General features: G+C 39.8%; 26 protein-coding genes and 1 tRNA gene. 16 read left to right on the top strand and 11 right to left on the bottom strand.

What is annotated here, in order from left to right; genetic code table 11:
• Positions 1 to 241 precede the first annotated feature (241 nt).
• From F959_RS11845 to F959_RS11835, 3 genes are all read left to right on the top strand, one after another.
• Positions 242 to 2272, top strand: a complete 2031-nt coding sequence (locus F959_RS11845; RefSeq protein ID WP_004880471.1) for an FAD-dependent oxidoreductase — start codon at positions 242 to 244, stop codon at positions 2270 to 2272.
• An 86-nt stretch (positions 2273 to 2358) separates the two neighbouring features.
• Positions 2359 to 2448: transfer RNA gene (locus F959_RS11840), tRNA-Ser, on the top strand.
• A 168-nt stretch (positions 2449 to 2616) separates the two neighbouring features.
• Positions 2617 to 3828 carry a tyrosine-type recombinase/integrase gene (locus tag F959_RS11835; RefSeq protein ID WP_004880469.1) on the top strand — a complete coding sequence of 404 codons (1212 nt, stop codon included), beginning with the start codon at positions 2617 to 2619 and terminating at the stop codon, positions 3826 to 3828.
• Between the two features lie 92 nt (positions 3829 to 3920).
• Here the strand turns inward: F959_RS11835 and F959_RS11830 are convergent, their stop codons facing one another.
• From F959_RS11830 to F959_RS11805, 6 genes are all read right to left on the bottom strand, one after another.
• Entirely contained in the window at positions 3921 to 4184 is a 264-nt protein-coding gene (locus F959_RS11830; RefSeq protein ID WP_004880468.1) for a Txe/YoeB family addiction module toxin, read from the bottom strand.
• On the bottom strand, positions 4168 to 4431 hold the full coding sequence (locus tag F959_RS11825) for a type II toxin-antitoxin system Phd/YefM family antitoxin (RefSeq protein WP_004671839.1): 264 nt from the start codon (positions 4429 to 4431) through the stop codon (positions 4168 to 4170). Before F959_RS11825 ends, F959_RS11830 begins: the two co-directional genes overlap by 17 nt.
• A gap of 406 nt (positions 4432 to 4837) precedes the next feature.
• Complete coding sequence (locus F959_RS11820) at positions 4838 to 5104, bottom strand: helix-turn-helix transcriptional regulator (RefSeq protein ID WP_004880464.1); 267 nt, start codon at positions 5102 to 5104, stop codon at positions 4838 to 4840.
• 106 nt (positions 5105 to 5210) lie between these two features.
• Entirely contained in the window at positions 5211 to 6251 is a 1041-nt protein-coding gene (locus F959_RS11815) for a hypothetical protein (RefSeq protein WP_004880463.1), read from the bottom strand.
• Complete coding sequence (locus F959_RS11810) at positions 6238 to 7467, bottom strand: inovirus-type Gp2 protein (RefSeq protein ID WP_004880461.1); 1230 nt, start codon at positions 7465 to 7467, stop codon at positions 6238 to 6240. The genes F959_RS11815 and F959_RS11810 overlap by 14 nt, the downstream gene beginning before the upstream one ends.
• Positions 7468 to 8408: 941 nt before the next feature.
• A complete protein-coding gene (locus F959_RS11805; RefSeq protein ID WP_004880458.1) occupies positions 8409 to 8729 on the bottom strand; it encodes a pyrimidine/purine nucleoside phosphorylase in 321 nt (106 codons plus the stop codon).
• A gap of 617 nt (positions 8730 to 9346) precedes the next feature.
• Between F959_RS11805 and F959_RS11800 the strand changes: the two genes are divergently transcribed.
• The 10 genes from F959_RS11800 to F959_RS11760 all read left to right on the top strand — a co-directional run bounded on the left by F959_RS11800 (position 9347) and on the right by F959_RS11760 (position 17040).
• Complete coding sequence (locus tag F959_RS11800) at positions 9347 to 10459, top strand: hypothetical protein (protein ID WP_004880457.1); 1113 nt, start codon at positions 9347 to 9349, stop codon at positions 10457 to 10459.
• The gene (locus F959_RS11795) at positions 10452 to 10796 is read left to right on the top strand and encodes a hypothetical protein (RefSeq protein ID WP_004880455.1); all 345 of its coding nucleotides are present in this window, start codon (positions 10452 to 10454) and stop codon (positions 10794 to 10796) included. Before F959_RS11800 ends, F959_RS11795 begins: the two co-directional genes overlap by 8 nt.
• A 104-nt stretch (positions 10797 to 10900) precedes the next feature.
• On the top strand, positions 10901 to 11422 hold the full coding sequence (locus tag F959_RS11790; protein WP_004880454.1) for a hypothetical protein: 522 nt from the start codon (positions 10901 to 10903) through the stop codon (positions 11420 to 11422).
• Between the two features lie 286 nt (positions 11423 to 11708).
• A complete protein-coding gene (locus F959_RS11785; protein WP_004880452.1) occupies positions 11709 to 12356 on the top strand; it encodes a hypothetical protein in 648 nt (215 codons plus the stop codon).
• A 69-nt stretch (positions 12357 to 12425) separates the two neighbouring features.
• On the top strand, positions 12426 to 12785 hold the full coding sequence (locus tag F959_RS11780; protein WP_004880451.1) for a hypothetical protein: 360 nt from the start codon (positions 12426 to 12428) through the stop codon (positions 12783 to 12785).
• Positions 12786 to 12798: 13 nt separating this feature from the next.
• Positions 12799 to 12954, top strand: a complete 156-nt coding sequence (locus F959_RS16665; RefSeq protein ID WP_154649197.1) for a hypothetical protein — start codon at positions 12799 to 12801, stop codon at positions 12952 to 12954.
• A 122-nt stretch (positions 12955 to 13076) separates the two neighbouring features.
• The gene (locus F959_RS11775) at positions 13077 to 13499 is read left to right on the top strand and encodes a hypothetical protein (RefSeq protein ID WP_004880450.1); all 423 of its coding nucleotides are present in this window, start codon (positions 13077 to 13079) and stop codon (positions 13497 to 13499) included.
• 77 nt (positions 13500 to 13576) lie between these two features.
• The gene (locus F959_RS11770; protein WP_004880449.1) at positions 13577 to 14644 is read left to right on the top strand and encodes a DUF932 domain-containing protein; all 1068 of its coding nucleotides are present in this window, start codon (positions 13577 to 13579) and stop codon (positions 14642 to 14644) included.
• A 223-nt stretch (positions 14645 to 14867) separates the two neighbouring features.
• Positions 14868 to 15995: a YqaJ viral recombinase family nuclease gene (locus F959_RS11765; protein WP_004880448.1), complete on the top strand. Its 1128-nt coding sequence runs from the start codon at positions 14868 to 14870 to the stop codon at positions 15993 to 15995.
• A gap of 148 nt (positions 15996 to 16143) precedes the next feature.
• Positions 16144 to 17040, top strand: coding sequence for a recombination directionality factor (locus tag F959_RS11760; RefSeq protein WP_004880447.1), 897 nt, complete (start codon positions 16144 to 16146; stop codon positions 17038 to 17040).
• 102 nt (positions 17041 to 17142) lie between these two features.
• Here F959_RS11760 and F959_RS11755 read toward each other — a convergent pair whose 3' ends face one another.
• The 3 genes from F959_RS11755 to F959_RS11745 all read right to left on the bottom strand — a co-directional run bounded on the left by F959_RS11755 (position 17143) and on the right by F959_RS11745 (position 18758).
• Positions 17143 to 17415 (bottom strand): hypothetical protein, encoded by a 273-nt coding sequence (locus tag F959_RS11755; protein WP_004880446.1) that lies wholly within the window; start codon positions 17413 to 17415, stop codon positions 17143 to 17145.
• Between the two features lie 14 nt (positions 17416 to 17429).
• Complete coding sequence (locus tag F959_RS11750; RefSeq protein ID WP_004880444.1) at positions 17430 to 18311, bottom strand: copper resistance D family protein; 882 nt, start codon at positions 18309 to 18311, stop codon at positions 17430 to 17432.
• A gap of 66 nt (positions 18312 to 18377) precedes the next feature.
• Entirely contained in the window at positions 18378 to 18758 is a 381-nt protein-coding gene (locus tag F959_RS11745; RefSeq protein ID WP_004880443.1) for a copper resistance CopC family protein, read from the bottom strand.
• Between the two features lie 277 nt (positions 18759 to 19035).
• Between F959_RS11745 and F959_RS11740 the strand changes: the two genes are divergently transcribed.
• Entirely contained in the window at positions 19036 to 21381 is a 2346-nt protein-coding gene (locus F959_RS11740) for a heavy metal translocating P-type ATPase (RefSeq protein WP_004880442.1), read from the top strand.
• 73 nt (positions 21382 to 21454) lie between these two features.
• Here F959_RS11740 and F959_RS11735 read toward each other — a convergent pair whose 3' ends face one another.
• Both F959_RS11735 and F959_RS11730 read right to left on the bottom strand, forming a co-directional pair.
• Positions 21455 to 22831 (bottom strand): heavy metal sensor histidine kinase, encoded by a 1377-nt coding sequence (locus F959_RS11735; protein WP_004880440.1) that lies wholly within the window; start codon positions 22829 to 22831, stop codon positions 21455 to 21457.
• On the bottom strand, positions 22821 to 23504 hold the full coding sequence (locus tag F959_RS11730) for a heavy metal response regulator transcription factor (RefSeq protein WP_002058525.1): 684 nt from the start codon (positions 23502 to 23504) through the stop codon (positions 22821 to 22823). The genes F959_RS11735 and F959_RS11730 overlap by 11 nt, the downstream gene beginning before the upstream one ends.
• Positions 23505 to 23654: 150 nt before the next feature.
• Between F959_RS11730 and F959_RS11725 the strand changes: the two genes are divergently transcribed.
• A complete protein-coding gene (locus tag F959_RS11725) occupies positions 23655 to 24005 on the top strand; it encodes a hypothetical protein (protein ID WP_002058521.1) in 351 nt (116 codons plus the stop codon).
• 88 nt (positions 24006 to 24093) lie between these two features.
• Positions 24094 to 25262 (top strand): multicopper oxidase domain-containing protein (locus F959_RS16935; RefSeq protein WP_004880433.1); only part of this gene is annotated, 1169 nt, incomplete at its 3' end.

Below are 25262 nucleotides of genomic sequence, written 5' to 3'. Positions count from 1 at the left end.
AAGAAATTGTAAATAATCATATAAAAGAAGTCAGAATGTCAGTCATGTTTTGCATGGCTGACTTTTTTTATTTTTAAACGTAACGTTGCTGATCTGCAACTTAGACTGGAATTCGTCGAATTTACATGCAAAATTGACATTTTCAACACCGAAAAGTTTTTTATCAGTCATCCCAAATGAGCAAAAAAGTATTAAAGTACTATGCAACAAGTTGCAAAGCCAAAAATATAGAAGGAATACCATGACTAGCTATGCAAATATTCTAAAACCATTACATTTGGGTTTTACTACTATTAAAAACCGTGTCGTAATGGGCTCTATGCACTCCGGTTTAGAAGATCGTTTTTATAATTACCCAAAACTTGCAGCATATTTTGGTGAGCGAGCTAAGGGTGGTGTTGGTCTAATTATTACCGGTGGTATTTCTCCGAACCGTCAAGGTTGGTTACTACCTGCTGGCGGAACGATGAATAGCTTAGCGGATATTCCGCATCATCGGCTTGTGACGCATGCTGTACATAAGCATGGCGCAAAAATTTTGATGCAAATTTTGCATTCTGGTCGTTATGGTTATCATCCTTTCTCTGTTTCGTCATCTCCGATTCAAGCACCAATTAACCCATTCAAACCGAGACAAATGTCAGACTCTCAGATTTTGGCAACGATTGAGGACTATGCACGTTGTTCTAGCTTGGCGAAAAAAGCGGGTTATGATGGTATCGAAATTATGGGGTCTGAGGGTTATTTAATTAATCAATTCCTCAGTAACCATGTCAATAAGCGTACTGATCGCTGGGGCGGTGATATTGAAAACCGTATGCGTTTTCCTGTTGAAATCGTAAAAGCAATTCGTGCCAAAGTTGGCGAGAAATTCATTATTTGCTTCCGTTTATCGATGCTCGATTTAGTACATGATGGTAATACCATGCAAGAGGTAATTGCTGTTGCTAAAGCATTAGAAAAAGCAGGAATCACATTATTGAATACGGGAATTGGCTGGCATGAAGCGCGTGTTCCAACCATCGTAACGTCTGTTCCTCGTGCAGCATTTGTTGATTATACCGCCGTGGTTAAACAGCATGTTTCTGTACCAGTGATTGCATCGAATCGTATTAATATGCCGGATGTCGCTGAGCAAATTGTTGCTTCAGGTCAGGCTGATATGGTGCAAATGGCGCGTCCATTCCTTGCTGATCCGTATTGGGTAAATAAAACTGCGACCAATCGTGTTGATGAAATTAATACTTGTATCGCATGTAACCAAGCATGTTTGGATCATGCATTTAAAAATCAACGTGTAAGCTGTTTAGTCAATCCACAAGCATGTTTTGAGACGGAATTGGTTTATATCAAAACCAAGAAACCAAAGCGTGTTGCTGTGGTTGGTGGTGGTGTTGCTGGGATGTCTGCTGCAACGGTTGCGGCAAGTCGTGGTCATGCAGTGACATTATTCGAAGCAAATAATGATGTGGGTGGGCAATTCAATTTAGCCAAAGTCGTTCCTGGTAAAGAAGAATTCCATGAAACGATTCGTTATTTCAAAGTTCAGCTTAAGCAAACAGGTGTGGATGTTCGGTTGAATACGAAAGTAAGCCGTGAGCAACTTGAACGAGAAGGCTTTGATGAAGTTATTGTAGCAACTGGTGTTGTTCCTCGTGCTTTAAAAATTCAAGGAAGTACAGCCCCGCAAGTATTGTCATATGCTGAAGTATTACGTGGTGCGCCAGTAGGTCATAATGTTGCTGTAGTTGGAGCTGGAGGTATTGGATTTGATGTTTCTGAGTTCTTATTAAAACCAACACATCAGCCTCAACCGCAACCTTTGAATGAGTGGCAGCGTGAATGGGGCGTTGACCCAAGTCCAAATTATATTTCTGAAGGTGGTATGCAACGCCCAGAAGTGGAAAGACCAGTTCGCCAAATCTACCTATTGCAACGTAAAACAACACCACTTGGTATTGGACTCGGTAAAACATCAGGTTGGGTACATCGTGCACAATTGAAAAAGCATGCAGTGCGCATGTTACGTGGCGTGCAATATAAGGCCGTGACTGATGAAGGTTTATGGATCGAGCATAATGGACATGATCAATTATTGCGTGTTGATACGATTGTTGTTTGTGCTGGTCAGGAATCTGTTAAAGATTTAATGCCGAAAGACGGTGAAAACACAATTGCGAATTATCATATTATTGGTGGTGCAAAGCTCGCTGCTGAGTTAGATGCGAAACGTGCAATTCGTGATGGCGCTGAATTAGCAGCTAAACTTTAAGAATTGATGAAACAATATGCATTTGAATACATTGCAGTTAAATTTTTCTTGAATAAAGGAAACAAGCTTTGTATTCTTACGCACATGGAAGCGTGGCAGAGCGGTTTAATGCACCGGTCTTGAAAACCGACGAGGGTGTGAGTCCTCCGTGAGTTCGAATCTCACCGCTTCCGCCAAATTCAAATTTCTGACACTGTTTAACACTATATAAGATTTTGATTTATAAGGTTAAAGTTGGAAATATACGATATGACAAGCCGTGACGCACTACGCCAATCGGTAGTTATAAAGTAGTAAAAAATGCAGTAAGATTGTTTCTTACTGCATTTTTTTATGTCTGAATTATGGCGACTCGTGGAATCAACAAGCTTAGTGCTTTACAGGTTAAAAAAGCTAAACCTGATCCTGACAAGATGTATAAGCTGTCAGATGGTGGAAATCTGTATCTGCGTATTGATCAAAGTGGTAGCAAGTACTGGATCTTCAATTACACACGCCCATTCTTAGGCAAGCGCAACGATTTATCTTTGGGTACTTACCCTGAAGTTTCGTTAGATGATGCTCGTACTATTCGTGATGAATATAAGAAACTCATCAAGCAGGGTATTGATCCAGCAATGGAGCGGATTGAAACCAAGTCTCAGAAACAGAAAGAAGCAGAAAACACCTTTCGTATCGTCGCTGAAGCATGGTTGTATAAACGTGAGCTAGAGCAAAAACAGGATGAAGAGACGATCCGTCGTTTAAAGCATGATGCTTATCCCTACATTGGTGATTTAACCTTTCCACAGCTTACCCTAGAAATTCTTGAGATTAAGGTCTTTAAGCGTATTATTGAGCGTGGGGCTTTATCTGTTGCTAAACGGCTTAAATCAGACTTGAACCAAATCTTTAAATCAGCACGTAAGAAAAAGCTGATTCAATATAATCCGATTGAAGATATTGAATTACCAAAACCACAGGGTGGAAACTTTGCAGCCGTGACAGAAGAGCAAGACCTAGCTCCAATGCTGAATAAAATTTGGAACTATTCTAAGCTTTATACACGTTGTTTATTGACCACGCAGGTAGCACTGAAAATCTCTGTACTGACTTTTCAACGCCCAGGAGAGATACGCAAGCTGAAGAAAGACTATTTCTATCGTGAAGAGCGTTGCTTTAAATTTACTGCCAGTAAAACCAAACAACTTCATATTGTGCCATTGTCAGATCAAGCCTTTGACTTGATTGAGTCAATTATTGATCTGCATCCTTACAGCGAATACATCTTTGTGGGGCGGGATGGTAAAACCATTATTTCTGACAATACCATTAACTCCGCTTTAAAACGCTTGGGCTATGGTGGTGAGCAGACAGCACATGGCTTTAGAGCAACTGCTCGAACTATGCTGGATGAGATTCTAGAGCAGCGTGTGGACTTTATTGAACACCAGTTAGCCCATAAGGTAAAAGACAACAATGGCACAGCCTACAACAGAACTAAGTTTTTAAATAGTCGTCGGGCGATGATGCAGGAGTGGGCTGATTATTTGGAATCGTTGCTACTGCCACAATGATAAAAAGAAAATGGAAAACTAAACCCTGTTGGCGTTGCTAAAGTCATTTATGCTGAAGCCAAAAGCCCCAACACTAAGTCAGGGCTTCTCATTTATTCGTAGTGATAACGACAAGAAATGATAGTTATCGCTACATCAGTTACTTCATAGACTAATCTATTTTTTTCATCTATTCGTCTGCTCCAAAAGCCCGATAAATCACCGAGTAATGGTTCAGGCTTGCCAATACCTTCAAAGGGTGTACGGAGACATTCTTTGATTAATGTATTTATACGTTTGAGAGTCTTTTTGTCTTGGCTTTGCCAGTACACATAATCCTCCCACGCTGTTGGGGTAAAACTAGTCTTCCGTTTCATCTAAAAGTTCTCTTTCGATTGCTTTAGATGCCCGTAATTCTGCAATTGATTTCGCTAAGTGCGCTGCATTACTTGGAGAAGACATGAGGTACAATGTTTCCATTATACTGTTGTAATAGTCTTGTCCCATTACAACTGCATGTTGACCTTCTTTCCTCGTAATGACTGCAACATCTGAATCATCAATAACACGGTCTAAAACCGTTTTCAGATTATTGCGAGCATCGGTATAAGTGAAAATTTGCATAGTCTTAATTTTCCTATTACTCAAGCATTACAAGTCATTAATTACGATCTGTAGGATATTCGCCACTATATTTTGACATTTCATTTAGCACTATTTTGGTCACTTCTTTAGATACATTGATCATTACATTTGGACACTATGGCTGGCTGTATTTTCGTCATTCACTTTTGGGCATTAAATTTAGATACTTAGATAGACACTAGTTAGCTTATTACTCTTACAATTGCGACTAAGCATATTAACTATAAGTCTCTTTAACTTAACTGTCAATATTCTGTACAGACAATATGTTGTACATAATATATTGGTCGGAGAAAACACTGTAATAAGATATAAATTTCTTATGGAATCTACACTTTAAGTATCTATATAAAAAACCAGCCTATCGTCGATAGGCTGGCTGTATTTATGCGACTCGATTTTCTTTTTTTTCAAGCCAATGTTTAATCTGGCTTTCTTTCCAAGTTGGCATACTTGCTGTTAAGTATGTCGGTTCTGGAAAGTCACCACGACGAATCATCTTCCAAAAAGTCGATTCTGCGATATTTAATAAGCCTGTACTCGCAGGTTTATGTGAAAGTCTTCGGCGACGACCTCTACGATCTACATAATCTTTAGCAGGTCGTTCAGGGTAGTTTACTAAATCTCTCACTCGATAGTACTTTTCAATCATCTTCAATATCTCACAAGATTTCTCTTAAGTTGCAATTTTCAAAAAATGAGAGGAGTGACAAGCGGTAGACTCTTTCTGTGAGTGCTTATGCTAATCACACTCAACATTAATCTGAGTTCAGAAGAAACTGCACCTCAAAAGAAGGTTTTTCATCCACGATGCGACAATAGAAATCAGTACCAACAAGATAGGATTCAAGAATTTCAAGACGCTTTCCAAAATTAAATTCATTGCAGTCATATTCCGGCATGCCTAAAAACTCTGGCAACTTTGACCAATTTGTTTGGATAATACCGGTGGGATCAATGAAAGGCTGCAAAGACACATATAATTCTGACTGTTCAAGCGGGCTTGGATCAGAATATTCTTTTTTAACCACAAAGATTAAGCGAAGATCTACACTATTGGACGTAGCTGCTTCCCATTTGGAGAACACAGACAGAACATTGTTTTGGCTTGCATCGCTTTTAATCGTCTTTATGATTTTTTCAAGATTATGATCAAATAAGAGATACTCTTTTGAATAGGTGGATAGGGTAGATTGACTTAAATAACATTTTAAAACAACGGAGTATAATTCAAAACTACCTGATTCTTTAAGGATTTGAGTAATGGCATGATTATATTTGATGCGAACTCTATCAAAACTCGACTCCCAAAGTTTAGACTGACTTAGGTAATGACGAGTTTTAGAGGATACCTTTAGGTGTGAACAAGACCGATCAACTGCTACCTCAAATTGTGGTGAAAATGGAGATATATTACTTAACTGATATTGTTTGGCTAAGTCCGAAAATGCTCTAGTGAGTGGATTCACATATACATACGGATATGAACCGTTCAACATCGGATGATTTTGATTGGTCATAATCAACTGGCACATATCACGACCAAAGCTGGTATGGTGTAACTGAGGTGCATCCCCAAAGTGACGAATATGTTTAAATACCCGATTGCTTTGTTTGGTTAGGATGCGCTTAAGAATTGTGTGATGTTGCGGCAATGATAACATCAATGGTGGTGCGATCGATGGCATCGGAGGTGGTTGGAGCGATGGCATATGATATCCGTTTCCACTCTCAGCCAACCTCAATGGAGCTGTTAAAGAACATTCGATAAAATATTCCTGATATTTATTTATCTTCATGACCTTTACTCCGTGATTGACGAGATTTGGTTGCTTGCTTGGACTCATATTTGCGCGGACGTCCTTTGTGTTTACGCTTTTTTAACAAGGTACTTATTTGAGTGGCTTGAATTCTTCGATAAGCTACCAAAGGCCTATAGAGGAAATATTGATCAGATTTGCATAAGTATCTAATCAGAAAATATTTAAGATTATTAATCTTCTCTGCATCTGTATAATGAATCGTGCCAAGGCATGGATACTTATAGCGTTTCTTGGATTGATTACAGTTTTCAAAACTCCCTAAACCATTGGTTATTTTTACCCAATACTCACCAATTTGCTGTGCGTGGAAATAATCATTTTGGAACTCATTGGCATCTAAAAAAAACAAACAATGTGCATGAAAACCTCGACCCATACCATGCTCGAATTTGATAAAAAATGCGAGTATATTGTTAAGCTTAGAGTTACGTCGGATATTGTTGAAAAAATGATTAATTTCGGATTTTAATAGCTCTAAACAATGCTCCTTGTGTATGGGATTACCAGAGTGAATGCCATTCACAACCGTTGAAGGCGGGTGCTTAAAGAATAAGTCGACACGAAGAACCATCAGCTTACTCTTTTGCTCAAACAGAATATCAACCATTTTCGTGACTTTGTTAAAATCCTTTTGACTTTGCTTCTCTCTTTTGCGTTTTATCTTAGTGATTTCATCACTCATGGCGTGCTTTCTAATATCATTGCAGAACATTGAATGGCACTTTAAGACTTCTACATCTTGATTTGTAAGGACCTGATTGTCTCTAGGGAGCAGTACCTTTAGAATCGGGAAGTTTGAGCCTAATTGCTTCTTTGCCCATAAAAAACACTGGATGTCTTCGGCAACATAAAATCCAGTTGTATCGATGAACATCATTTCGTCCCAACGCGTAAAGTGTGGTGTAAACCAATCACTATATTTTGCTCTGTAAACGTTTGGATTTTTGTCGCACTGCACAACCTGAATTGCAGGTTGTGGGTGCTTAATACAGTCTTGAACGAATCGGACAATGCATAGCAGTCGATTCTGAATGTGATCTTGAGATAAGATCACTGCTTTGTTATTTTGATATGATGAAGGAATATACGTTTCAGCATGTTCCTCGCATATCATGTAGTCGCTTGCTTTGGTGCGGTCATTGCTGCTGAAGTCAAATTCGCACTCGATGGAATTACTACTTGTAGTTTTCACTCATTACTAATCCTTTACCTGATTTTTAGGTACAATGAATCTCTACTAGACATTTTGGGATGTCTAGGAAAGAAGTTTGGTTGAGTTTTGATCACTGCTTAAATTTTACAAACAACTATCCGTATCAGCATTGTGGTGCTAACAAAGAAAGAGTTGTAATATGAAGAAAGTATATGAAGGTATAAGTGTTAGTAGTGAGTATTATATTTAGTAATAACTAATATAATTAATATAATAAAACTATTAACCGAATATACCTATGACCAGAAACTATCTAGTCTAAGCAGTTTGTGTGTTTTTAGGTTCACCACTTTTAGGCGAATTTTTCTCTAATTATTTGTACGTAGTTAATACCTCCTTTGGTTTACAGAGGGCTTATTGGAACACATAATTTATCTCCTGATCTTTAGCAAATTTTGCCATTTGTTAATATATTTTTATAAATAACACACGTCGATTTAGAAAGTAAATAGAATGGCGCTAAAATTCAATTTGTGTGTTTTAAGTTGTTGAAAATTATTTTATTTATAATGTAAAGTTTCGTTTTGTTGTTCTTTTTGGGTTGTGCACTGGTTTATCCATAATTCAATGTTATTAAAGATTCAAGTTTGGTTTATATTTCATGTATTTTAGAATTTAATTTTCTAGTACGCACTTAATCTATTATGTATGAGAATTTTTGTGGAAAAGTTGGTGTACAAATTTAAGTTTAAAAATACAAGTTTAATTTTTTATTCAAATATTCAAGGTTTTGTAGTGGAAAGTGTTAATAAAATTAAATTTTGATTTTTTATACCATTCATTATATGGGTGAGTGTGTTTTTAACTGTTTTTTAATATTCCTAATTTTAATTTTATTCTCAAAATAAAATAATATATCCATTTGTGAGGGAAAAGCTTACATGATTGTTTATGTGGATAAGTAGATTGATGCATCAAAATTATTCAAAATGACAAACATAATCTACGACTTCATCTGACTGGATTGTAAATTCAGTGTTGGGTGGAATAATAAAAGATCCACCTGAACTGTATGTTGAGATCTCAGTGGCAGCTCCAATTTGAACTGCACATGTGCCTGAGATAATTTCAATGCGCTCTTCGAGATGAGTCTTAAAGGTGAGGGGATGTTCTGAAGGTAGAATAACGCCGAGTGTCTTTTTACTGCCATCTTTTAAAATGAGCACATGGCTAATCGACGAACCATTAAAATGAATGTTGGCCTTTTTTTTAATTGAAACAAAGTTAAATTGTTCTGACACGATGAGTGATCTCAAAAAAAATATAGTCTTATGTTTTGAGAATCATAATCAAAGTAACGATCAAGACTCAAGCTAAAAATGATCCATCGATTACTTGAGTAGACTCCACTACCAAATAGCTGAGAGAGATCATAGCGTTATCTGCTTTACGATTTCCTGAGCAACCATAATGCCCGTTGCTTGACCGAATGGTAAGCAGGGATTATCCTTGGCGTGCTGGCCTACATTGCCGGTGGGTTTTAGCAGACCCAGTTAAACAAAGACGAGATACGAAATTGATTTTTTGTGTGTCGTGGACCCGTTCGTCCCCCTTTCTTCTATGGTAGGGCGGAGGGGGGACGCGCTTGCGCGTGCTGGTTTCTTTGTTTACCAGTCTGCTAACCCTCTTTCGTCCTACCACCATCTTTTAGCAGGGATTCGGTAGGCTTACTTTAAACAAAGGAGTCCGCCATGCGTACTGACATTTATCTTTTGGCTTTGCCATTTCCAAACTTATACCGATTGTGCTTTTTATTTCGATTGCCCTTGGCAAGACGATCTCACGGCTGTGCTTTGCCTGATTCCACTCAATAACGTTTAGATCTGATCTATAACGACGAATAATACAAGGTGGTTCTATGGCACATGCCCCGATTTGGGTGGCGTGTCTGATGGTGCCTTTGTGCGTCACGGCATGCTCAAAAAAAGATAATCATGTTTATATCCCCGATGAAGCTGAGGCTTTATCTGAACGCATTCAAATTCAATCTAATCCTGTCCCCGTGCTAGTAACGGCTGAACAGTTACAACCCTTAGCACCGACTGATGAAGTCGATGACGGTACGCTTGAAGGCTTTCATCAACAACTCACTGACAAACAACAACAAGCAGACTGGCAAGCACTCCGTCAGCAACTCAAACTCAAACCTGATCAAATAGTTTGGTTGGGTAGTCAACGTAGACGCTTTAAGGAAGACTTCAATCCTGTTGATCTCAGAAAAGCCGAAGCCTATCCGCAAGCCAATCAGTTGATGATCAACTACTTTCGGCGTTTGAAATCTCCAAACTCGATTGAAGCACAAGGAGAACTTGAAACCACCGCAGATTACCAACAACGGCTTGAATCAGCACAGCAACAGCATCAACAACTGACGGGTAAACTGAAAGTTGATCTCAGTCATTTAGAACTGGCACTGAATGTATTACATGCCCCCGTTTGTTTTAATGCCGATGATCAAGATGCCTATAACGCGATTGAATACGATGCAGACCACGAAACTTTAAGTTTGCGCACGAGCATACCCTATGTCATTGAAAAAGAGGTATTGGCTCAAGCCTACAATCCGAACTTTGGTGGGCAACAGGTTGAGGTACTGAAAGTAGAATTGCATTACCCATTGGACCAAGCCAAACGCAACTTGGCGGATTTAAAACGCGGTACTTGTCTGGGTTATCTCTTACAACTCGATGCAGGGCAGCGTCTGACGGTCAAACAACTTATCCTGTCCGCTTATTCCTCAGATACGGCTATTCCACAACCTGTTGTCTATCGCTTCCAACCGCAGCAGTTGCGTTATGACCTTTATCAAGAACAACAGGAAGTGACTCGAAGTGACGATGGCACACGCGACTACCATCCTAAGCCACGGCAGCTTTTACACAGCACAGATATTCCGATTCCACAGCAGATCAATTATCGCTTTGGTTTAGTCAACACCCCCGTTGAGACACAAGGAGCATCTGATGAGTAAGCTATTTTTACAACTAAGCCGTCCTTTACTGCTCAGCATGGGATTGATGGTTGGGCTGAGTGCTTGTGGTGAATCTCGTGAGGCATTTATTCCACCGACCGCCAATGATGCCTTACATGCTATGCGACAACAGGATGACAGCATCGTACAAGTCAAATTGCAGCAATGCATACGCAGTAATCCCTTTGAGGGGCAGCCAGGCAATGGCCCAAGTTATGACCAGTATGACTGTGAAGTGCTGGTGGAACGCTACGATGCGGTACTTGATCAAAGCATGACACAAGCGCAATCAGTTCTGCTCAATTTGGGCAGCAGTGGTTGGCAGGCTGAGTATTAACCCGCAGCGCACATTAAAAACGTAAATAAAAAATATTCAAATACACAACATCTAGATGAAGTAGGACGCTACCTACACCATATCTAGTCTTCAGGATATTAACAATGACAGTACATCTAAACGCTCAACAACAAACGCTTCAAACCAATTCAAGCTTTACCCATCCTTTAAAACAACTACTTTGTACTGGCGCACTGTTCGCGAGTGCACTGCTGCTTGGACAAGCCACGCAAGCAGGCGGCTATCAAGAATATACCTATCCCTTACAACTGGTCAGCGTTGAGGGCGGGGTGCCACTGCGCTGTACTTATGTCGGCTATGAACGTCAGCGTACCCGTCAGACATTTCGTATCACTGCCTTACGCAATCAAGGTGGTTGTCCACGTAATACCTATTACAAACCGAGTCGGATGCAATTGATTATTGCAGAGACAGGGCAAACGGTATTCGTGCGTTCTGAAGAAGTGCGTCAAGCCACCCGTCAAGACTATACCGGTCCACGGATGAAAGCGCCTGACAAACCTGCCTCTGCCAAGATCAATCGTTGTCACATCATGGCGACTCAAGATGCCAATGGCAAAGTCACTCGTGGACCTGCCTTAACTGATCCAAGCTGTCAGAAATAGGCCCGACCATGAAAAAATTCTTTGGCTTTTATCTAATCGTGACCGTTGTCTATGCCGCAATGCTGATGCAACGCACGGCAGAACTACAAGGTGGTTATGTCAGTGTCGATTACTTAAGTTGTCTGCTGTTCTTGATCAAAGGACTGATGTGGCCGTTGGCCATTGTGCGCTGGTTGTTCTAGCACACATCTTAAACCTGATGATCATTCTCCTTGAAGCAAACAGGGAGGTGAAGCTTTATTGATATAGAGATAAAGACAAAGACCAAGACAAGAAGGATAAAAAAATGAATAGAAATTCTAATGATTCAACTTCGACGAAAAGTCTACAACCGATGCATTGGGTGTTGATTGTCTGCGGCATGATTCTGTTACTCACCGCAGCCGTGTTATATAACCAACATCAGCAACGTCAAACCGATTTAAAACTGGCACAACTTGCAGCGACACCATCCCAAGCATCTCATTCAAGTTCATCTACAATAACTGAACCATCCACATCTGCCGATTTAGACATGGGAGAAGATGGTATTTCCATGAGCACAGACGCTACTGAAGCTGAACCCTCAGCGTCAACAGGAAACGCCAATCTAGAAAATCTTAGCATGCGGATCGATGGCGAATACCACGATGATCAAACTTTGAGTTCTAATCCGTCCACTTATGGCTTAAAGCCGATGCAATCCGCTTCGGCAGATTTAAAAAGCATGCTGCCTGAGATTGATCAAATGTTGCGAACCCACCTGATGGAGGCGTGGGGACGTGCTGATCGTGATCAAGTACAAAAACGTGTAGAAGGCTGGAGCCAGCAAGGGGACGAACTGACTTATCGTGCGGCATGGGACTCGGATCGTTATCAATGTACGTGGTATGTGGTGCGTTGGAATCTAACGAGTCAGCAAGTATTACAAGAAGGCTATCAACCGTGTTTCTAAGCAGCACGATAACTAATCTATTCAGCACAACCTTTAACGATGAACGACACGAAGAATAGGATAAACAAAATGAAAAGAATTCAAATTCACGCACAAGCTATACGACGCTGTTTGAGCTTTGCGGTATTTGGTCTATTGATCACGCATACTGCGATGGCAAAGACAGAGCAGATTACTTTAAAAAAGAGTATTGAGTTTGGTGAGGAAGCTGTGATCATTAACACGACTCGAGGTGAAGTAATCTTAAATTATTATGCATTGCCCGACAAAGTGGCACGTAAACTAGAACCTTATAAGAAAGGACAATGTTTAGAAGTCGAATCAAAACATGGCTTTTATCACGATACCGGTGATGGGCAATACATTCAAAGCATCCGCCCCTGTAAAACCAAATCAAGCTTAGCTCGACCGAAAGTCAGTGCATCGTGAGTAAACGACTGACATGAGCAAGCGCAGATTTATGCTGATCTGTTTATTGTGTTGTGTCTTCATTGCAACACTACTTTGGCTGGTGATGCGGGGTGATCAACATCCTGTATTACAAAAAGCGCTACAGGTCTATGTCATTAAACTCTTACAACTGCTTGTCAAGCTTTAAATCAACTGAACTGAGTTAAAGCGAATCGCACGAATACCACAACACAAACCTAAAAAACCTGCCCACCGTGGCAGGTTTTTTTATGCCCGTTTATGACGGATGTTTTATCTCAGGAGACTGTTATGTCCAAAATTTGTTGTCCCATGTGTGGCAGTGATCAGATAGAAATGATTGCACAGCCTCAATTTCAACCACCACCTAATCCAACACAATCAAGCTTTCCTAAACCTCCGATGCATAGCTTGATGCATTACTTGGTCAACTATGCCGCGATGGGGGCCACGGGTGCCCGTATGTTGAAAGGACAAAAGCCGATGGTGCTGATCATTGGCGCGGTGATTGGCGGTGCGGTGGGATGTGCGGCGTGTCTACTCAATCATTTACAGGATGCCGCACCGACTCAACCTCCGACACCTTCCATTCCCACCCAAGCCCGTGGGCAAACTTCGTATCAATGCTTGGAATGTGAATATTGCTTTGCCTTGGCTTTTCAATATGAGCCAGAGACCACTTATCCCATTCATCACACCCGTCCTTTCGAATAATCAATAACTACTTCCGTAATTTGATGATTCATTCCTTTAATGAATCCTTTTCTTTAATCTCTACAGGAGAATGCTTTATGGCACATTTAGTCGACAGTATGGCCTTTGTCGGTCAAACCCCTTGGCATGGACTAGGCAATCAACTCACGCCCAATCAACCGATTGAAATCTGGGCACAACAAGCGGGCATGGACTGGCGTATTGAAAGCTCTGATGTTCGTTACATGGCACAAAACGTACGTGGACAAGACATCATTCTACCTTTTGAAGAACAACGGGTACTGTATCGCTCCGATACCCATGCACCGTTATCCGTGGTCAGTCAACGCTTCCAAGAAGTGCAACCGATGGAAATCTTAAACTTCTATCGAGACTTAAGCGAACAATCGGGATTTGAACTGGAAACTGCTGGGGTACTCAAAGGTGGCAAGAAATTCTGGGCATTGGCGAAGACAGGACAAACATCTGCCTTAAAAGGGAAGGATGTGAGTAATGGCTATATTCTTTTGGCGACCGCTTGTGATGGCACCTTAGCGACCACTGCACAATTCACCTCTATTCGTGTGGTGTGTAACAACACCTTAGCGATTGCACTGAAAGCCCATAACACTAGCTCTAGCAATACGGGCGTAGTCAAAGTTCCACACAGTACTCGCTTTGATGCAGAGAAAGTCAAACATCAACTCGGTATTTCAGTGCGTGCATGGGATGAACATATGTATGAAATGAAGCAACTCAGTCAACGTAAGGTGACACAACAGGAAGCAGCCGCTTACTTTGATGCGGTGTTTAACAACAGCAATCTGAGTGTGGCAGATCAAGAGGACAGTATCATTCAATACTACCGCAATGCAGCTTTGCCTAAACTTGGACAACCCAATACAACGCTAAAATCCGATAATAAAACCGAACCCAATGGCCGTGCCATGTCAAAAGCCATGACCATGTTCAACGGACATGGACGTGGCGCAGAACTCAGTTCAGCCAAAGATACGGCCTATGGTTTGCTATGCGCCATTACCGAGTTCACCGACCACGAAAGACGCGCTATGAGTACTGATCATCGACTGGATTCAGCATGGTTTGGGGCAGGGGCTGCGCTTAAACAACGCGGCTTGGAACAGGCTTTACGCATGTTGGCTTAGCCCATCCACTATCAAATTCACCCCTTATTCACTTCGCAAACAATACCCACCACAGTGATTCAAATTTCAGCTTCATTTAAGTTTTCACCATTAGCCTAAGCCAGTGGTTATACGATAGCCGCAGTGCAAGACCCTTCGCCACTCTCAGAGGTGGCTTTTTTATGCCTGAAATTTAGCGGTTGCTGTGGTGACGATACTTTATTTAAAAAGGAATCTCGCCATTATGAATAGTCATCATCATATTCAAAACGCATTAAACCAACCCCCATTACAAGCCTACTCACCGAATATCAATCCATCCACTTCACAGGTGGAAGTGGGCACTCGAACCAAACGTGACCGACCCAATAAACAGCCAAGAAAATCCAAAACATCCGCAGCCAAACGCCTTGCCAACACCAAGCAATTGAACTATCAACAATGGCTTGAAATCCGCAAACAAGGCATCGGTAGCAGTGATGCTGCAACTGCGTGTGGACTGAATCCCTATATGTCGATGCTCGAACTCTGGATGATCAAAACAGGACGCATGCAACAAAACATCGAAGATGAAAGTGCAGGCTATGCACCGTTGTACTGGGGCAAACAACTCGAACCTTTAGTCGCTGAATACTACAGCATGCACACCAATAACAAAGTGCGTCGAGTCAATGCGGTGTTACAACACCCTGATGAAGACAAGCATTTTATGCTCGCCAATCTGGATTATTCCGTGGTGGGCAGTGACGAAGTGCAAGTGCTAGAGTGTAAAAGCGTAGGAGAGTATGGCGCAAAACTCTGGCGGGATGGTGTGCCACTGTATGTGCTGTGCCAAGTGCAACATCAATTGGCGGTGACAGGCAAACAGGCGGCACATATCTGTGCCTTGATCTGTGGACATGAAACCAAAATCTATAAAGTGACCCGCAACGAAACCGTGATCCAGCACATCATTAATGCCGAACGCCACTTCTGGCAATGTGTTGAATCGGGCATTCCACCGAGTGTCGATGCCTCTGATTCAGCAGCCAAAGCCTTACAGCAACTCTATCCTGAACAAATTCCATTAACTGTAGAAGACCTCAGCCAAAACGAACAGGCCAACTACCTCTTTAACCAACTGTTAGAAGAGCGACACAGACTTGAACAACACCAACAGTATTTTGATGAGTTAAAACATCAAATACAGATGCTGATGAAAGATGCGGAACGTGCGGTATTTACAGGAGGCTCAGTGACATGGAAGAAGGCGCAAGACTCCACCACCTTAAATAGCAAAGCGTTACTGAAACAACATCCTGAATATCTACAGCAGTTCCCACAAACCAAAGTAGGGACGCGGCGCTTTCAGATTTATCCGAATGGTGGATAGGACAGATACACATTCCAGCATTTATTTCCCCCAATAAACGTATCAATCACCAAAGCCACATCAAATAACCCGATCCCATACCTCAAACAGGCATGGGATTTTTTATGTGCAAAATTTTATTTACACATCGATATAAGAGGACATCACCATGATTAAAGGTTTAGCAATCACACCACCCGTTTTAGGTCGTATCAGTATTGGTAAGATCGTGGAAAAGAACGGAAAGCGCGTCCCTGAAAAGGATGATCAATTTACCATTACCAGCCAAATTCAAGGAAAGGATGGGTGGATCAAGCATCCCTTGGATGAACAACTCCGAGCTAAAGCACCCAATCAAAAACTCAGAACCATTCCAGTGCGGATGATCTTCAATGATCCCGAACTGAGTCTACGGGCAGAGTACAGCCTATTTGACCGCCAAACAGGACGCTTAATCTGTTCAGGCAATGGAGAAACTTGCCAGCGACTTGGACAAAATGGGATTGAGCAACATCCATGTCCATCCCCTGATTTATGTCCATTGGCACAAGGTGGACTGTGTAAGCCTTACGGGAGACTTTACGTCAATTTAGACGAATCCGATGAGTTCGGTACCTTCATCTTTAGAACCACAGGTTTTAATAGCATCCGCACTCTGGCAGCGCGATTACGTTATTACAGCTCGGCTTCAGGTGATTTACTTTCATGCCTACCTTTGCAACTTACTCTCAGAGGCAAAAGTACCACGCAAAGTTACCGTACTCCGATTTACTACGTGGACTTGACCTTACGTGATGGTGTCAATTTGCAGGAAGCGATTAGCAATGCCAAGCAAATCAGTGAACAAAGCAAAGCAGCAGGGTTCTATCAAGAGGCATTGGATCAAGTAGCGAGGATAGGTTATGGCAATGCCAGCTTTGAGGTGGGAGGTGAGGAAGGGATGGACATTGTTGAGGAGTTTTATACGGAGGATTCCAAACCAGAACAGCGTAAGCAAACGCATGACCTGAATCATGTTCAGGATATTCAGAAAGGGTTGCAGCAGTCGGTGCAGGCTTTGAATTAAATACTGTTGGGGGCTAAGAAGCCCCCAACAGTAATATTGCTACTATTTTTTATTAAAAATTTGAACTACTTATTGAATCAATAAACATTACTTAAGTATCGTTTATTTGGAGGGCGGTAGTACGTTAGGCTTTTGTAACATTAATCCATTTATAACTTTTTGTTGTCTACTATCCTCATTACGTAGTTGTTTATCTTTGGAATGATGGTCATCTTTATTCTCATCAACTTTGGTATCGCCATGGTTATGATCAGTAATATTACGTAAATCAGTATCATCTAAGGAGCGAATCGTTTTTGAAGTGCTAGGTTCAGCCCAAGATATTGTATTTAAAAATATGAGAAATAATAAATTGTACTTCATCCATGAAGTCATAGCGTGATCCTTTTTTACTCAATACCGACTACAGTGGTGATATAACCAGTGGCTAAAAGAATTGATAGACCTAATGACATCTCAAATAAAATGGCATAGCCCAATTGTTTCGCAAATTTCGGGTCTTGTAAGCGAGGTGTGAAATACCATTTGTTAAAGGCTGCTAACAATAAAATACTTAGGACAAATAATATTTTAATAATAAATCCATGCCCATAAGGTGTATTGATTAGAGTATTAAAATCTTTAAAGAGTAATAAAGCAATACTAAGACCACAAGCGATGAGTATTCCTACAATAAAGGCTGCTATTTGCCCAAATAGATGCATACGTTCTTTAAGTGGTAAGCCATTAATTTTTTTGCTTGTTTTCCATAATGGATAAAGCGACCCCATCCATAAGGACATTACAAGTACATGTATTGTTAACAAAGCTTGAGCGAAAAAGGGTAAATTCGTGACGTGTCCGAGTTGTGAAAAACTTAAAACGATTGGTGTGAGCAGTATGGTAAAGATTGCTCCTTCAGTTTTGGAAATATCAATCGTCCCTTTACTAAGTTTGACTATCATAAATATGAGTAAAAGTGCAAAACTGATTGATCGAATGATATAGACATGTCCAGTAGGAGTATTGACTAGTATATTTATATAGTTGCTATCCCACATACCTGAAAGGCCAGTGTTGGCAAAACTTCCTATAAGAATGAAGAAGCCGAGAACACTTGAAAAAAGACCTAATCCTGTACCAATAGTTATGTATTTGAGAATAGTTCCCTTTATTTCAACATAACGTCCAAGTAAGAAATAGCAGAAAGCACCACCTATAATAAATGCAATCCCTAAATATAGAATGACTTTAACCAACCATGTTGCGTATATCCAAGTCTCAGGAATCATAATTTTCTCCATCGTAATAGCAACATGCCAGCAGTTCGCTGGCATGTTGCTATTAGCACTTGATTTTTATTTTGCTGATTTAATGGTGAAATTATATTCGCCATTCATGTTGTGGCCATCCGCTCCCATTGTGGTCCACACGACTGTATATTTTCCTTTTTTTAGTTTAGGTGCAGCGACGTCAAATGATTTTTTCATATCATGAGTTATTTTATAATTTAAAGGAATGTCCTTACGTTGTGCATCAAGCAACTTGACGTTCATTAACATAACTTCTTCACCAAAATTCAAAGTTATATTTTTCGGTTGGCTAGCTACAGATGCATTAATAGCAGGTGTTGCACTTTCAAGTTTCACATGTGCGAATGCACTTGAAGTAGCTACAACCATAGTCGTGCCTACGAGTACGTTACGTAGAGTAGACATTTTATTTTTGAAAATTTTCATTTCTTCATCCTCTTTAAATTAATCTTGGGCCCAGTAATGACCGAATGAAATTCATTGATTGATAGCTTGGTCACCAACTTTGTAATCCTATTATCAAAGAAAGATAGAAACACTCCGATGACTTCAAAATTACATTTTTGTCATTTTAAAAATTGAAAAGTCACAAGTGCTACACTGACTATAAAGAAAATTTCGCTTATCTAATGATCAAGTAATAGGAAATTATTTACGTTTTAATCAATTTATTACTTTTAAAATTAAATATGAAGGAGGTTGTATGGACCATCATCATCACGAAGATAAAAATACACTTACTGATCCTGTCTGTGGCATGGCAGTAAAAGAAACATCTCAATTTTATGAAAAAGTTGACAGTAAAACTTTCTATTTTTGCAGTGAAAATTGCTGGTTAAAGTTTAAGAATGATCCTGCTTTTTATATTAATAAACTAGCAAAAGCGACTAATCCAAAAGAGATTGGGATAAATTCAATTGTGGTTGATCAGCCGATAAATGTGAATACTTCTACTATTTACACTTGTCCGATGCATCCCGAAATTCAACAAAATCACCCTGGGAATTGTCCTAAATGTGGTATGACTTTAGAGCCTTTACTTCCAAATCTGGATGAAGCTGACGAAAACCCTGAACTAAAAGATTTTAAAAGACGATTTTGGTATACCTTACCTTTAACTCTTATCGTTGTATTTTTAGCCATGTTTGGGCATCAGCTGAATTTATTTGATATGAAGATACAGAGTTGGATTGAACTCATTCTTACATTACCTATCGTTTTTTGGGCAGGGTGGCCATTTTTTGTTAGATGTTGGCAATCAGTTTTAAATCGTAGTCCGAATATGTGGACCTTAATTGGAATTGGTACTGGTGCCGCATTTATATACAGCCTCATTGGAACTTTGGCTCCACAAGTATTTCCAGACTCTTTTGTTTCTATGGGACGTGTCGCTGTATATTTCGAAGCCACAGCAGCCATTATTTCGCTGACCTTATTAGGCCAAGTTCTTGAGTTGAAAGCTCGATCACAGACCTCGGCAGCAATTAAATCTTTACTTGGGCTAGCACCTAAGACTGCAAGAAAAATAAATGACGATGGTAAAGAAGAAGATATTCCTCTTTCCCATGTACATGTTGGAGATTTGCTCCGAGTACGACCAGGTGAAAAGGTCCCTGTTGATGGAGTTGTTACTGAAGGGTCAAGTTCTATTGATGAATCAATGTTAACAGGAGAACCTGTTCCCGTTACAAAACGTGAAGGCGATCAAGTAATAGGTGCAACAATAAATATGAATGGTTCATTAGTAATGCGTTCAGAAAAGGTTGGATCTTCAACGGTACTGTCTCAGATCGTACAAATGGTATCGCAAGCTCAACGTTCTAAAGCGCCGATGCAAAGAATGGCAGATCATGTTGCAGGTTGGTTTGTTATGGTAGTTATTGCTATTTCTGTGCTTACATTTTTTGGTTGGGGGGTATTTGGCCCAGAGCCTAGTTGGGTTTACGGGTTAATTAATGCTGTCGCAGTGTTAATTATTGCTTGCCCATGTGCTTTAGGCTTAGCGACACCTATGTCAATTATGGTGGCAACAGGTCGTGGTGCATCGAATGGTGTACTTTTTCGTGATGCAGCTGCAATAGAAAATTTACGTAAGATTGATACTTTAATTATTGATAAGACAGGTACTTTAACTGAAGGCCAACCCTCATTCGATAAGGTTATCGCTCTTTCGGGCTATGAAGAAAATGAGGTACTTCGGTTAGCAGCTAGTCTGGATCAGGGGAGTGAACACCCTTTAGCTGATGCAATCGTACGTGCTGCCCGTGAAAGAGATCTTGTACTGTCTAGACCAACATCTTTTGAATCTGGCTCTGGGATTGGTGTTAAAGGAGAGTTAAATGGACAACAATTATCTCTTGGTAATACAGCATTAATGGAACAGCTGGGAATATCAGTTAAAGCATTTGTTCCCGAAGCTGAAAAGTTAAGAGCCGAAGGTGCAAGTGTCATGCATTTAGCTGTGGATGGAAAACTGATAGGGTTAATAGCTGTTTCAGATCCAATCAAAGCAAGTACACCTGAGGCTGTTCTTTCATTAAAAGATTCCGGTCTAAGAATCGTAATGGCTACTGGTGATGGATTAACAACAGCTAAGTCTGTTGGCGCTAGATTAGGTATTGATGAGGTTTATGGTGAGGTTAAACCCGCAGATAAATTAGAATTGGTTAAGAAATTGCAAAAAGAAGGAAGAGTGGTTGCGATGGCTGGTGATGGGATCAATGATGCCCCAGCTTTAGCTCAGGCTGATATCGGAATTGCAATGGGTACAGGAACAGATGTAGCAATGAATAGTGCACAAGTTACTTTGGTAAAAGGTGATTTACGCGGTATAGAGATTGCTCGTTCATTATCAGAAGCAACCATTAAAAACATGAAGCAGAACCTTATGTTCGCATTTCTTTATAATGCTTTAGGTATTCCTTTAGCAGCGGGTATTTTATATCCATTTACTGGCTGGTTACTTTCTCCTATGATCGCAGCCTTAGCAATGAGTCTAAGTTCAGCATCAGTCATTGGTAATGCTTTACGACTACGTAGCCAAAACTAAGTTTTTCTGACTACTCATTATTTTTAACTATTAAAGATGAGTAGTCAGTAGTTGTTTATTTTTATATAAGCGATTAATTTTTAAAAATAATTTTAAAGGTTATGCGGCCATTATGATAGTCTGCTCTAATTGTTGCGCCATGTACATCAAGAATGGATTTGGTAATTGCTAGCCCTAAGCCAGTACCTTCCTCAACTCGCTGTCTGGATGCATCTGTACGATAAAAACGGTCAAATAATCGGCTTAACTGTTCAGATGTCAATGGAGAGCTTTCATTCTCAATTGTAAAAACAGTTGTATCAAAGTTTTGTTGGGTTTTGATTCTGACTACCGATTCTGTTTTACCATATTTTATTGCATTTGATAGTAAGTTGCTCAGAGCACGACGTAACATAGATGGGTCACCATTTACAACTCCATAACCTTTTTGTTCCAAAGAGATACTCTTTTCGGCAGCAATCGCATCATAAAAATCAAATAAGGCAGAAACTTCTTTTACTAGATCAACTTGTTTTAAGTTTGGTAAATGCAAGCCATGTTCAGCCTTTGCAAGAAACAACATATCGGAAATCATTCGAGCTAAACGTTCAAATTCTTCCAAATTGGAGAACAGAACTTCTTGATAGGTATTAATATCTCGACTACGAGATAAACATACTTGGGTTTGGGTCATCAAATTGTTGATAGGTGTGCGAATTTCATGAGCAAGATCAGATGAGAAGTCTGATAATTTCTCTACAGCAGATTCCAGTCTATCTAACATATCGTTAAAAGCTATGGCTAAGGATCTAAGCTCTGTTGGCGTGTTTTCGACTTCTAAGCGTTCAGAAAGATGTTGAGCAGATATACCTTCTGCCACTTTTGCCATTTTTTGTACGGGACGTAATCCTCGCCATGCAGCAAACCAGCCTAAAAACATTAAGCAGATAGTACCGACAATGCCAATGTATAATAACTGGCGCCTAAAATCATTTAAGAAATGCAAATGCTCGGATGTATCGATTCCAACAATAATTTGAGCTGTTGGAATGCTACTATTTCTATTAAAAGACTTTTTATAAGCTAATCCACGATAAGTTTTATTTTGTATTTTCCACTCTAACCAAGGAGTATGTTTAGATTTAATTAATGTCTGCGCTTTAATAAGTGCAGGGGCTGAACTAAAAATAATTTGACCTGTTGGTCGTTCAATTTGAACAATTAGATCATGATGACCAACTAAGGCGTCTTTTAAATAAATATTTAGCTCTTGGGAATTGGCTGGATTTTGTTCTAGTAAATTTTCTAGAAGTTGAATTTTCCCTTCTAGTTGTGTCCGGTCCTGAGTTTCGAAATGATGCATTACGAGTTGATGAATAACTAGTCCCATAATCATTAGAATGATTACGGTAGATAGAGAAAAAATAATAGCTATACGAAAGCTGATTGCATTAAACAATTTACGAGTCATCTTCAACCTCTAGAACATAACCCATTCCCCGTATGTTCTGGATTAGCTTAGGGCTAAAGTTACTGTCAATTTTACTTCTCAAACGTTTAATAGCGACTTCTACGACGTTGGTATCACTATCAAAATTCATATCCCAAATTTGAGAAGCTATGAGTGCGCGAGGTAAAATTTCACCACGTCTACGCATAAATAATTCCATCAGCGCGAATTCTTTAGCTGTTAAGTCAATACGTTGCCCAGCGCGAGTGACGCGGCGTTTACGAAGATCAAGTTCAAGATCAGCAATTGTAATAAGGTTACTATCTTCTTTTTGTTGTCCCCGTCGGAGTAAGCTTTTAATGCGTGCTAATAACTCAGCAAAAGCAAAAGGTTTTACGAGGTAGTCATCAGCTCCCAAATCTAATCCCTTAACTCGATCTTCAATTTGATCACGCGCTGAAAGAAATAGAATAGGCATTGTCTTTCCGCTTTTGCGAATATCATAAATGATATTCCAGCCATCTAATTTTGGTAACATAACGTCCAAAATGATGAGGTCATATTCTTCGGAAAGTGCTTGATGTTTACCTGATAATCCATCTGTGACCCAATCCGTAATATACCCAGCTTCAGATAGACCTTGTTTAAGGTAGTCACCAGTTTTTTGTTCATCTTCAACTAGTAAGATTCTCATTGATAAAAATCCAATATCACTCATTAAGAATATAATAACGTTATAAATACGTGATTCTTTGTAGATTACAAAAATGTCATTTTCATGTCATATAGATGTTTGGTGGTAGCCTTTAAGGTATTTGTATAAAGTTAATTTTTGGAGCAAAACATGAAAACTCTATTCCGTCGTAGCTTAACTACACTTATGTGTATTGGAACTTTAATTGCAGGAACTCAGTCTTGGGCAGCCGATGCTAAACAGGGAACCACTGTAGTCACTGAAACTAAAGCGGACTCAAAAATGTCAGAGAAATGCCAAAAACCTTGTAATATGAAGAATGATGAGAAAACCCAACAGGATCATAGTCAGCATGAGCATGGCAATATGGCTGATATGTCTCAGATGGATCACTCTAAGATGATGAATATGGATCAGTCTAAAATGGGTAATATGGATCATTCAAATATGATGAACATGGACCACTCAAAGATGAACATGTCAAATACATCAAATAAATAACAAATACGATAAATGAAAGATTGGGGAGATTAAAGCGAATAATTGGTTTGCTTGAGCTCCCCATCTTTATATTAGATAGGTGAAATAAATGTCTAAAAAATTAAGTCATGTCCTTTTAATAGGAGTTGGTTTATTTTCATCAACTTGGGTAATGGCGGCAGTTAAAGAATATGATTTAACAATCGCTGAACAAACTGTAAATATCACAGGAAAACCAGTTGAGAGAATTACTGTAAATGGTAAATTCGTTGCACCACTTCTTGAATTTGAAGAAGGTGATGAGGCCGTTATCCGTGTTCACAATAAGTTAAAAAATCAGGACTCTTCAATCCATTGGCATGGCTTATTATTACCTGGAATTATGGATGGTGTACCTGGATTTAACAAATTTAATGGCATTGCCCCTAATAAAACTTATGAATATAAGTTTAAAGTCCGCCAAAATGGTACTTATTGGTATCATTCACATAGTAAAGGACAAGAACAAGACGGTTTATATGGTGCTTTTGTTATTTATCCTAAAGATAAAACTCCACTAACAGCTGCTGAAAAAACCGATAAAGATTACGTTGTTTTGCTTTCTGATTTTCATAATTCGACAAGTGATCAAATTATGAAAAATCTTAAAAAAGAAGCAGACTACTATCAGAACCGCCGCGAAACAGTATTCGATGTATTAAAACAAGTTAAACGTGATGGGCTAAAAGCGACTTGGCAAGACCGTTCTATGTGGAATCAGATGCGAATGCTGAAAACAGATATGTCCGATGTGACTGGTTATACATTTTTAATGAATGGCAAGACACCTCAGCAAAATTGGACGGGTAACTTCAAAGCTGGTGAAAAAGTTCGCCTTCGTTTTATTAATGCTTCCGCTATGTCATTCTTTGATGTACGCATTCCAAACCTAAAAATGACTGTAGTCAGTGCTGATGGTCAACCTGTAAAGCCCGTTCCTGTAGATGAGTTCCGTATTGGTACTGCTGAAACTTATGATGTCATTGTGGAACCAAAACAAGCACATTACCAAATTGAAGCTGAATCTATTGATCGTACTGGTTTTTCGGTTGGAACCTTACATGATGAAAATACCTTACCTGTAAAACAAATTGAGATGCCTAAACCTCGTCCTCGCTCTTTATTGACTATGGAAGATATGGGGATGGATCATGACATGTCTTCAATGCAAGGTATGAATCATGATATGTCTTCTATGAAAGGTATGGATCATGATATGTCTTCTATGAAAGGCATGAA

This window comes from Acinetobacter venetianus RAG-1 = CIP 110063 (assembly GCF_000368585.1).
Lineage (GTDB): Bacteria > Pseudomonadota > Gammaproteobacteria > Pseudomonadales > Moraxellaceae > Acinetobacter > Acinetobacter venetianus.
Note: the sequence above shows the minus strand (reverse complement) of the source record. Positions and strands in the feature narration are given on the sequence as shown.